The following is a 9,919-nucleotide window of genomic DNA, read 5'->3' as shown; positions in this document are numbered from 1 at the left end:
TACCCATCGCTGCTGCCAGATAATCTATCGCGCTCTGTGCTTCCACAAAACCCTTGATATCGCCAACGACCGGCACAAAATCAGCGCCTGCTGAAAGGGTATCTTTCAACGCTTCACGCCGTTCCGTATACATTTTCACTGAGCAGGCCTCTGCACTCAACCCACTGCAGTTTTCTTTCTTATAACGCTCGTTTTCCGCCTCAACGTACTCACCGGCCTTCTGCTCCAGCGTCTTGCCTTCAAACTGTGCCTGAGCTATATCGCTCAGCGCATTATTCTCCACATCAACTTAAATCTTTCGATAGTAAAAAAACCATAAAATAAAACCTATCAATACCCCTGAAAGTCCCACTTTAAAATAGCTAAACAATTTATCAGCGAAAAAAGAGAGTATGTCCTTTCCGCCACCAGTCCAGTAACCAAGTAGACTGAATGACATTGTGATAATAAACAGTGCAATAAAAAGGACTGAGCATAAATAAATTAAAGCAACAAAGGATCTATATCTGCTATTCATCATTGCCCCCCTCTTTGCTTTTCAGCGCTTCATTCATCCCTTCTGTAAATCCTCCAGAAGCGGCGGCGTTCCCCGCATTACCTAAGATTGAAGGTAAAGAATTTTGTGGTGCTGGTTTGGTTATCGTCCAGACGCCTGTCGGAATCCATTCGTACTGTTTCGATACTGGATTGAGTATCTTATCCGCTGGAACTTTAAGTATGTTACCGGCAGCATAACCCGTCGCTGCCCCCGCCTTACTCAGAAGTGCCCCTAAGAACGGATCGTCACCTTTAAGTTCAGCTTGGTAATATCCTCCGGCCGCATTCCATGTCACCGTTGGGTTATAGCCTTTACCCGCCGTAATCGCGCCGATAACTCCGGCACCGATCACATCCGACAGTTTCACCTCTCCATGCACACCATATTGAATAACGGCACTCCCGGTTGCTGATGCCCCTGCTGCAATTAACAACTCTTTTCCATTGGTGACTGTATTGGTAACGAGCGCTTTCCCTCCCATGACCAATACCGGCCATGACGATGGACTGGTAACGACATCAAGCACCCGATCGCCCGTTGTAATATTTTCTTGCAGGAATTGAAGATCGGTTCCATTGAGGTAATTAACCAGCGCTGCTGCATCCGGATCTTTCAGTTTTTCATCCAGCCGGAACTGTGACGAGTGGGCGTCATTTGCCACGTTCGTGCTGCCCTGTATTATTTCTTCCCAGGTGACACAAGCAACCCCGCCGCCTGTACAGGCTTCGGCCAGTACCTTACTGTTTGCGTTGCTGATTTCAATGTACTTCTCAGCAACTTTGCCGCAGTCACCGCCCGATGCCTTACAGTCCTGCATCTCTTTATCAAGCTGTCGGGCTTCTTTCGAACTGAGGAAGTTATTCTCCACCGCATTCTTACCCGCCTGCGCACCCGCTACCGTATCTGCCGAGCTGTCTCCCGTCAACCCACCGGCAAGACCCGCCGCCAGCGTCGACAGCGCACTGATGGTCTGGCGCTGATCTTCGCTCAGCTTATCCCGATCAACCCCCGGATACATCTGCTGGGCAATATACTCGCCCACCACCGCACCCGATGCACCGGCCAACGCGCCGTTGCCGTTCACCTGCGAGATAACCGCACCCAATACCGCGTGCGCCATCAGATTGGCTTCGCTGTTCACCTTGCCCGTCACCGGGTCGGTGGTCATATTGTGGATCACTTCAGCCAGATACGGCGCACTGGCTCCCGCCAACGCTTTCGCCATGTCGCCGCCCGCTAAGCCCTGCACCGCTGCCGTCGCGGCCTGTAATCCCTGCTGAATGGCGCTCCCCGTGCCCCATTTCTGCTGCGCTGTTTTATAACCTGCCGTTTCCGTCAGGGCTTTATCATAGGCCGCTCGCTCTTCCTTCGTCGCATCTTTACCCGGCTGCTGAACGCCGTGTTTCTCAAGCTCTGCCTTGCCAGCCTTCGTCGCCTCGATTTTCCCCTGCGTCCTGGCGATATCCATTGCCTGACTGCCAATTTCCCCAATCAGCTGCGCTTCCTTCAGCCGGTTTTGCTCCTTCTCCTTATCAAATATCGGGGAGAGAGTCTGGTTGGCGTGCTCGACGTCGCGGCTCAGTTCGTCCACGTCTTGCTTCTGGTTGTCTTTATCGCGAATAGTTATCGTGCCTTCCGACACCGCTGATTTAGTCGTGGAACTGTCACTTCCGCTGCCGTTAACGCCCACCAGCAGGCCGTTGGCCATATTCCCCACGAACTGCCCGCCGATGTTTCCACCCGAGCTAATCCCAACGCTTTGATGTTCGACTTCATATTCGGCGCTGTTTTTGATATCGCTGAACCCTAACGTGCCGGTGTTGAGCTTGTTCAGGCTGGCATCCGCCGTTGAGCCGATAACCGCACCGTTGAGCTGGGTGTGCTCACCGACCGTAATATCAAAGCCACCCGCGCCGGCGAACAGGCCGGTCTGCTCCTGCACGCTGTCGTAGGTGCTGTGCATCTTGTCCCGGCTCAGGTTCACCGAACCGCCGCCGCCGCCCATGCTCACACTGCCGCCTGCGCTGGCATTCTGCTGTTTTGAGTCGTAGTTGTCGCTGTCCTGCTCGCTGGTCAACGTCAGGTTGCGACCAACGTCCATCGTCACTTTCTCGCCATTGGCCTGCGCGCCGGTCAACGTGGTATCCCGGCCACTGTTGATGGTCAGATTATTCCCAGCGTTGACTGTGGTTTCGTTATGGCTGGTGCCGTTGCCGCTTTCGCTGCCTTTGCCTTTATTCACGCTGGCGTTCAGCGACAGGCCATTCGCACCCTGACCGAAGTTAATCCCCACGCCTACCGACGCACCGTGACTTTCATTTTTGCCTTCAAGCGTCTGGCTGTTCAGCCCGGAGAAAAGATTAATGTCCCGCGCCGCACTCAGACCCACATCTTTCCCGGCCTGCAGCTGGCTGCCCTCAACGTTAATGTCCGTATCGGTGGCATTTATCGTCAGGTTGTTACCTGCTGTCAACGTACTTCCCTGGCTCTGCTCCTGCGTGCTGGTCTGCGTTGATGTCGACGACTGGCTGCCGTAAGAGAGGTTGACGCCTATCATGCTGCCTTCACTGCCACCCGCTTCAGCCAGAGACGTCGCCTGCGCCGCGCAGAACAATGTGAGCACTGAGTTTGCCTTACGATGTTAAAGAACAAAGATGACAAAATCAGCAGTATAAAAGGATCTTAAAACGTTAGTAACTCGTTGTTTTATAATTGTGATATCCGTCGTGGCACGTTCGATTAAATGCTTTGAATAGCTCAGAAGCAATCACTGTGCACTAGGCCCGTTAGTTATCGACAGGCCCAACCTACAACTGACGATTAAAGGTAAGTGGCTGGAGGAGTTCGGGTTTAGTACCGGCCAGCCGGTGATAGTGACAGCTGAGAATGGCTGTCTGGTTATCAGGACGGTGATTGGCGACTGATCTTCAGAAGCAAGAACCCCAGCCTTGGCTGGGGTTCTTTTACTAGTTTTTTATAGTAAATGATACAAATAAGTTATCACCAACTAACTTACTTAAATGATTCTTTGCAAAATCAATACTATCAAGGGGATTCGTTGAACTACAGAACCAATCAGCATAAAAGTTATCCATTTCCCCAGTCTGATTACACTGGTAAACATCACCACCTAATATGAGCCAACCTTTTTCTGCAAAAAGCTTAAGTGCATGCTCTGTTTCCGCCAGTGGGAGAACAGCCTCATCAAGCCCATTCGCTGATAAGCTCTGCCCACAGCGCGCATATAGCTCTAATATCTGGCTAATCATATAATTTCTCACTTATTTTTATTAGGAACAAAGAGCCGATGGTTAATTGAACCATCGGGATTTCGAATATATTCGAATACTCCCTCACTTCCCCTATAATTGCCTGAAATTTCTAGTTTCAAACGTTTAATACCATCCCCACCAGTAATTTCGGTAACAATACCTTGCCCAGAATGCCCATCAACAGATTCAGGGAATGAATGGTAATCGCCTGACGATGCTTGTTGTTTCACCTTATCAGTGTATTTTGCATCGTCAAAGAAGCTCTCAGCATTAATCTCTTTACCTGATTCAGATATGTAGGTTGACCCACTCGAATCAGGTTGGGCAGGTCTTGGATTAATATATACGCCATCGCTTTTGTTACCTTGGCTTTCAGGCGTTATCGTAATAACTCCCTTTTGCTCACCTGACTGATCCGGTGTAACCAGCGTGGTTCCCTTATTCTGCTCCTGAGCTGGGTTTTCAAGCTTACCACCCGTCAGATCTTTTTCTCCCGCAGGGAAGACTGTGATCAGACCTTGGTTGCCCTTCCACTCCTCATAAGCCGTTCTCTCTGAGGAGGAAAGGTTGTCGATGAGAGTCTTATCACCCGACATTGCTGCCAACATCACATTGGTTTTCTGAGGGTCGGATAGCTGTTCCATGGCAGAAGTGGCAACGCCTGCACCCACTAAACGCCTGATTATAGAAGTTGCTGTAAACCTGCTCGTTAACTTGCTTGTCTGTCGGCGTTTCGCCCGGATTGGCTTTCTTCCACTGCGCTTTCGCCGTCTGACGGTCCGCATCGTTGGCCGTGGCCATCTTATCATTGGCGGCCTTCGTCGCAATAATCTTACCCTGCGTCCGCGCGATATCCATCGCCTGCGTCCCTATCTCTCCTATCAGCTGCGCTTCCTTCAGCCGGGTCTGCTCTTTCTCTTTATCAAAAATAGGGGAGAGGGTCTGGTTGGCGTGCTCCACGTCGCGACTCAGTTCATCGACGTTCTGTGTCTGTTTAGTAGCTCGAAAACCGGGAATTTACAACCGAACTCAACTTGCAAGGCTAAAAAGTAAAACCCGGATCACGGGAGTTACTTACAAATGGTAAGAACGTAACTCATTAATTACATTGTATATTGTTCCTGAGGGAAGCTTGATCTCATTAATTTTCACTCCATTATCTGCACTCCATACCAACCGATCGCCAAAACTGGTTTTTATAAAGTATAAATAACAGCCGTTATCTTCCATCGGAGTACATGTCATATCAAATAAACCATCAATCAGTTCTTCACCATCGCCGATGAAATAATCCCTCGCATTCTCGTAAAGAGCGATCGAATCAATGTTTAAGTCATTTACATTAAGATCACCAATTGGTGCTTTTAAATAGAAACCAAACGTAGTTTTTAATTCAAAGACATCAATAACATCAAATAATTTTTTACCATCAACATATAAAGAAAAAAGTCCATTTTTCCACATACCATCGGGGGGGCTCCAAGATTCGACAACATCGAACTGAAGTGCAAAATAGAATGGATCGCCATAAATCATTTTATTCTGACTCCTAACTGTTTTTGAATTGAACTCGGTATTTGATCACTTGTAAGAGCATTTTTATCACCAGTGCTACCATTCCAGTGATACTCACCATTGGTCCCTGTAAGACGATGCACATTGCCTTTGCTATCTACAGAAAATCTCACTTCTTTGTTTGGGTATTGTTTTGTACTCGGAATTGATTGCTCAAAAAGCCTCAATGAATCTTGAGGTTCAATACCTGCATCTGGCCTAAATCCTTGTGCTCCTGGAGTATGTTTAGAGTTTGACCCAATTTTCAACCCGTTACTCGCTACAGTAGGCTCCGGAATTGGTAATCTATCATCCCTTCCCTCAGCCAGATAAGCTAAATCATCCGAATTTTGCTCTGCAATCGGCGTTGTCGTGGTATTCCCGCCCGTATCCGCCTTACCGTCCGTATTGCCGGTATTGTTCGCACCCTGTTCACCTGACTGATCCGGTGTAACCAGCATGGTTCCCTTATTCTGATCCTGAGCCGGGTTTTCAAGCTTACCACCAGTTGGATCTTTTTCTCCCGCCGGGAAGACAGTGATCAACCCTTGATTTCCCTTCCACTCCTCATAAGCCGTTCTCTCTGAGGAGGAAAGGTTGTCGATGAGAGTCTTATCACCCGACATTGCTGCCAACATCACATTAGTTTTCTGAGGGTCGGAAAGCTGTTCCATGGCAGAAGTGGCAACGCCTGCGCCCACTAAAGCGCCCAGCCCTATTTTAATGACGTTATCACGACAAGCAGGAATTTCTGCACAATCACCGTCCGACTGCAACAGCTTCAGCGCATACGCCGCCTGCCGCACGCCTTCCTCCTCCGAGATAGCCAGGATTTTATGCTGAAGGCTGGTTTCACCAAGGTAATACAGGCTCTGGCCGGTCATGGCGTTGTACTGGATACGCTCTTCTTCCGGCATCAGGCCGAGAACCGCGTCCATCAGCGACGATTTACCCGCCGCAGATGATGACTGGATAAGCACCGCCAGCGGCTTATCCAGTTTGCGCGACTTCGCCGCCAGATAACGGGTTGCACCCCATTACCGCCGCTCGTCACCACCAACTAAACAGGAGTTGATCATGACTGAACGCGATTCTACGTCAGAACCCGCCCCCCAAGCCCGCCTTTACACCGTCGGTTATCGCCCCAACGGCGGTAAGTCCAACCCTAGCCCACAGCTAACGATTAATGGTAACTTTCTGTAAAATATGGGATTTATCACGAGGCAGCCGGTCACTATTATCACCGAGCAGGGCCAGTTGATTATCCGCACTGCGCCAACCACGGAGGGCAGCGCATGAACATCACCTACACACCGCAACCTATCCCGCAGCTGACGATTGAAGGCAACCAGCTTACCAAACTCGGTTTTACGACCGGCGCACCCATTTAGCCAACGTTAAGACAAGATGGCCAGTGGCTGACCCTTGTCACCGATGATGCTACCTGGAATGAACTCTGCGAAGCCAGCCTGAACTGCCACGATTTAGGGGCGGATTGGGTACGGGATAACGGGGAACTGATTATCGGCGGCGACTGGCTCACTGAGTCCGGTATCACCGATAGCGAACAACTGGAAGTCACCGCCGCGCCGGGAGTTATTCGGCTGCGGCGGCAGGAAGAAGGGATACTAATCCCTTAACAAGCTAATTTATAAAGTAAAATCCCGCCACCGAGGACGGGGTTTTACTTGTCGTTAATTAACTCTTTGTACCTAAACGGATTATTTCAGTTGGAAATAGGGGTTGCAATATAATTTCGTTATTAAAAATAAATAATTTCGGCGATAGAGCTGTAACGTCATAAATATTTTCAGCTATTAAAGTCAACTTTGTCCTAAAAACAGGAATAGCCATGTCATCTACAAAAACGAATACATCATCATTTTTTATATAGATTGCCTTCAATAGCTCATTGATATCCTCATAATCCGAGCATTGAAGTTTCGCCCAAACAATATTCCCATCCAAAAAAGGATATCCATTCAAAATATCAACAGCATCCTTCTTAGCCTCGTCATCGACTATATTAAAATCAGAGCTAAGTGCTTCTTTACACTCTTCAAATAAAGTCATCTACTCTACCTATTTAGCTGCTTCAATATTGTCTCAAAGGCTTTTTCATTACCCTCAAATGGTATAACCTGCTTTATTGCTTTTCCTGGCCCTTTACCTTGAGAATAATCCCATACGTTAATGTGGGTTCCTTTTTCAGGATCATAATCAACACGCCAACCTATCTTACCATCATCCGATTGTCGTCCGATTACCTTTCCATTCCCTGCGCTGACCTCTAACCGACCAATAACAGGTTTAGAATCGGCACCCAAGTTACCCACAATATCTAATGCTTTATTTCTAGCACTTTCCCAATTTTTTTCGGGTTTCAGAGTTGTTTCAATTCGATTTTCTGATTGAGTATAAGCCAGATCATCCGAATTTTGCTCTGCTATCGGCGTAACCGTCGTATTCCCGCCCGTATCCGCCTTACCGTCCGTATTACCGGTATTGCTCGCACCCTGTTCACCTGACTGATCCGGTGTAACTAGCGTTGTTCCCTTATTCTGCTCCTGAGCCGGGTTTTCAAGCTTACCACCCGTCAGATCTTTTTCTCCCGCCGGGAAGACAGTGATCAACCCTTGATTTCCCTTCCACTCCTCATAAGCCGTTCTCTCTGAGGAGGAAAGGTTGTCGATGAGAGTCTTATCACCCGACATTGCTGCCAACATCACATTGGTTTTCTGAGGGGCGGATAGCTGTTCCATGGCAGAAGTGGCAACGCCTGCACCCACTAAAGCGCCCAGCCCTATTTTAATGACGTTATCACGACAAGCAGGAATTTCTGCACAAGCCGCCGCGCCGGTACGAACAATAGCAAGGTTATTATTCGTCGCTGCGTTTTGCCCAGCCTGCGCACCCGCCACCGTATCTGCCGAGCTGTCTCCCGTCAACCCACCGGCAAGACCCGCCGCCAGCGTCGACAGCGCACTGATGGTTTGCGCCGCCTGTACGCCGCTCAGAACAATGTGAGCACTGAGTTCCCCCCACGATGTTAAAGAGCAAGAATGACAAAATCAGCAGTATAAAGGGATCTTAAAACGTTGGTAACTCGTTGTTTCATCACTGTGATAACCGTCGTGGCACGTTCGATTAAATGCTTTGAATAGCTCAGTAGTAATCGCTTTGCACTAGGCTCGTTAGTTATCGCACCAACGACGACAGGCCCAGCACACAGCTGACGATTAGGGCTAAGAACTGAAATTTAGTACCGGTCAGCCGGTGAGTATTACGGCTGAGAACGGGGGTTTGGTCATTAGGGCCAAGGTTGGGGACTAAGACTACAAAGTATAATCCCGGCTCGAGAGCCGGGATTATTGTTCATCAGCAAGATACTATTGTTGGACTAACTGAAGACAGAACATCAATAACGTCCTCACCTGTAACGATGAGGTAATGAGCGATGGAGTCTCCTTCATGGATATTGGCACTTTGCTGATTAAACCATGTTAAATAATGAGATCCTTCGATTGTGTAAACTCCTTTCAACATCTGACCATTCAGTTCATCTTGCATTTTTAACAAGTCACCTTCATCAGTGACACGAAAAGAATGTACCCAGTCAAATACAACGCGGGTTTTGTTAGTTTTATCTGCATGACTTGAGGCTAAAACCAGCTCAAGGACTCCAGATAAATATCTAAAATCAACTAACTGGTCATGCTGTAAGCTATGTTCTTCACAAACAATATTCACTAGTTTTTCAGTCATATATCATCACTCATCATATCTAAATTTCATTCTACTCTTACCTGACTGGATTTCTAATGTTGGCCTACCATCAGTGCTACGTTCTCTCACAATAACTGTTCGACCATCAGGAAGTTTACCAACTCGTCCGCCTGGAATATCTTTAATTTCTGTCGGCGTTAATGAATCAAATTCTTTATTAGCAGCATCACTGCCCCCCGTTCTTTCAAAGAGTTTTGATCTCCCTGTAGTTTTTTGGCCTTTTGACGATGAAGACATCAGGTCATCAACGGTAGTTTTTTGTTCACCACTTCGCGCATTCTCTTCATCTTCAGGCCCCCAACCGCCCGGCGTACCCGAACCCGTTCCACCAAGCTCGGCTTTGCCCGCATCAGTTAGATCCTTCGCCACATTCGGATCGCGTGATTTAGCAGCCTCATCACGCCCGTCAACGATTGACTGACCGTCAGTAATTGACGGCGTATCGTCCTCGGTTCCTGAGTCTTTCAGAGCTTTATCCAGCTCCGAGGCCATCTTATTGTTGGCATCCCAAACAACTTTATCGCCTGGGCTCAACGGCAGCCCCGGAACGGGTACTAGGACAGGCCTTGGTAATAAAAGGTTGTTGTTTTCCGCCGCATTCTTACCCGCCTGCGCACCCGCTACCGTATCTGCCGAGCTGTTTCCCGCCAACCCACCGGCAAGACCCGCCGCCAGCGTCGACAGCGCACTGATGGTCTGACGCTGCTCTTCGCTCAAATTCTCCCGATCAACCCCCGGATACATCTGCTGGGCAATATACTCGCCCGCC

The 9,919-nt window shown here is 48.7% G+C and carries 7 protein-coding genes and 8 pseudogenes; 3 read left to right on the top strand and 12 right to left on the bottom strand.

The genetic code is table 11. The annotated features are described in order from the left end of the window. Positions 1 to 283, bottom strand: a pseudogene (locus ACMV8I_RS21180) (DUF4258 domain-containing protein); the annotation flags it as partial. A 226-nt stretch (positions 284 to 509) separates the two neighbouring features. Then, positions 510 to 3,143: pseudogene (locus tag ACMV8I_RS21175) on the bottom strand (hemagglutinin repeat-containing protein); the annotation flags it as partial. A gap of 187 nt (positions 3,144 to 3,330) precedes the next feature. Here ACMV8I_RS21175 and ACMV8I_RS21170 point away from each other — a divergent pair. Further along, the gene (locus ACMV8I_RS21170) at positions 3,331 to 3,462 is read left to right on the top strand and encodes a SymE family type I addiction module toxin (RefSeq protein WP_498867128.1); all 132 of its coding nucleotides are present in this window, start codon (positions 3,331 to 3,333) and stop codon (positions 3,460 to 3,462) included. A 42-nt stretch (positions 3,463 to 3,504) separates the two neighbouring features. Here ACMV8I_RS21170 and imm40 read toward each other — a convergent pair whose 3' ends face one another. From imm40 to ACMV8I_RS21145, 5 genes and pseudogenes are all read right to left on the bottom strand, one after another. Then, positions 3,505 to 3,807 (bottom strand): Imm40 family immunity protein, encoded by a 303-nt coding sequence (gene imm40, locus ACMV8I_RS21165; RefSeq protein ID WP_498867127.1) that lies wholly within the window; start codon positions 3,805 to 3,807, stop codon positions 3,505 to 3,507. A gap of 8 nt (positions 3,808 to 3,815) precedes the next feature. Beyond that, entirely contained in the window at positions 3,816 to 4,454 is a 639-nt protein-coding gene (locus ACMV8I_RS21160) for a hypothetical protein (RefSeq protein WP_498867126.1), read from the bottom strand. 25 nt (positions 4,455 to 4,479) lie between these two features. Beyond that, a pseudogene (locus ACMV8I_RS21155) lies at positions 4,480 to 4,803 on the bottom strand (hypothetical protein); the annotation flags it as partial. 81 nt (positions 4,804 to 4,884) lie between these two features. Beyond that, a complete protein-coding gene (locus tag ACMV8I_RS21150; RefSeq protein WP_498867125.1) occupies positions 4,885 to 5,346 on the bottom strand; it encodes an immunity 42 family protein in 462 nt (153 codons plus the stop codon). A gap of 776 nt (positions 5,347 to 6,122) precedes the next feature. Continuing rightward, positions 6,123 to 6,392: pseudogene (locus ACMV8I_RS21145) on the bottom strand (P-loop NTPase family protein); the annotation flags it as partial. A gap of 49 nt (positions 6,393 to 6,441) precedes the next feature. Between ACMV8I_RS21145 and ACMV8I_RS21140 the strand changes: the two are divergent. Together ACMV8I_RS21140 and ACMV8I_RS21135 are read left to right on the top strand one after the other, a co-directional pair. Continuing rightward, positions 6,442 to 6,663, top strand: a pseudogene (locus tag ACMV8I_RS21140) (SymE family type I addiction module toxin). Next, positions 6,660 to 7,004, top strand: a pseudogene (locus ACMV8I_RS21135) (SymE family type I addiction module toxin). Before ACMV8I_RS21140 ends, ACMV8I_RS21135 begins: the two co-directional pseudogenes overlap by 4 nt. Positions 7,005 to 7,062: 58 nt before the next feature. Here the strand turns inward: ACMV8I_RS21135 and ACMV8I_RS21130 are convergent. From ACMV8I_RS21130 to ACMV8I_RS21110, 5 genes and pseudogenes are all read right to left on the bottom strand, one after another. Then, positions 7,063 to 7,437: a CDI toxin immunity protein gene (locus tag ACMV8I_RS21130; RefSeq protein WP_498867124.1), complete on the bottom strand. Its 375-nt coding sequence runs from the start codon at positions 7,435 to 7,437 to the stop codon at positions 7,063 to 7,065. A 5-nt stretch (positions 7,438 to 7,442) separates the two neighbouring features. Further along, a pseudogene (locus ACMV8I_RS21125) lies at positions 7,443 to 7,763 on the bottom strand (hypothetical protein); the annotation flags it as partial. Between the two features lie 474 nt (positions 7,764 to 8,237). Beyond that, positions 8,238 to 8,360 (bottom strand): annotated as a pseudogene (locus ACMV8I_RS21120) (VENN motif pre-toxin domain-containing protein); the annotation flags it as partial. A gap of 382 nt (positions 8,361 to 8,742) precedes the next feature. Beyond that, positions 8,743 to 9,129, bottom strand: coding sequence for a hypothetical protein (locus ACMV8I_RS21115; protein WP_498867123.1), 387 nt, complete (start codon positions 9,127 to 9,129; stop codon positions 8,743 to 8,745). A 6-nt stretch (positions 9,130 to 9,135) separates the two neighbouring features. After that, positions 9,136 to 9,919, bottom strand: a 784-nt coding sequence (locus ACMV8I_RS21110) for a VENN motif pre-toxin domain-containing protein (RefSeq protein WP_498867122.1), incomplete at its 5' end; no start/stop codon positions are given.

Origin of the sequence: Ewingella sp. S1.OA.A_B6, from assembly GCF_049889095.1 — a bacterium.
In the GTDB taxonomy this organism is placed as follows: Bacteria; Pseudomonadota; Gammaproteobacteria; order Enterobacterales; family Enterobacteriaceae; genus Ewingella.
This window is presented reverse-complemented; position numbering and strand designations above follow the sequence as displayed.

What these genes read in the sequence shown, in the direction of transcription:
- ACMV8I_RS21115 (WP_498867123.1), bottom strand. Translation starts at nt 9,129, where the DNA reads ATGACTGAAAAACTAGTGAATATTGTTTGTGAAGAACATAGCTTACAG.
- ACMV8I_RS21130 (WP_498867124.1), bottom strand. Translation starts at nt 7,437, where the DNA reads ATGACTTTATTTGAAGAGTGTAAAGAAGCACTTAGCTCTGATTTTAAT.
- ACMV8I_RS21160 (WP_498867126.1), bottom strand. Translation starts at nt 4,454, where the DNA reads ATGGAACAGCTATCCGACCCTCAGAAAACCAATGTGATGTTGGCAGCA.
- ACMV8I_RS21150 (WP_498867125.1), bottom strand. Translation starts at nt 5,346, where the DNA reads ATGATTTATGGCGATCCATTCTATTTTGCACTTCAGTTCGATGTTGTC.
- imm40 (WP_498867127.1), bottom strand. Translation starts at nt 3,807, where the DNA reads ATGATTAGCCAGATATTAGAGCTATATGCGCGCTGTGGGCAGAGCTTA.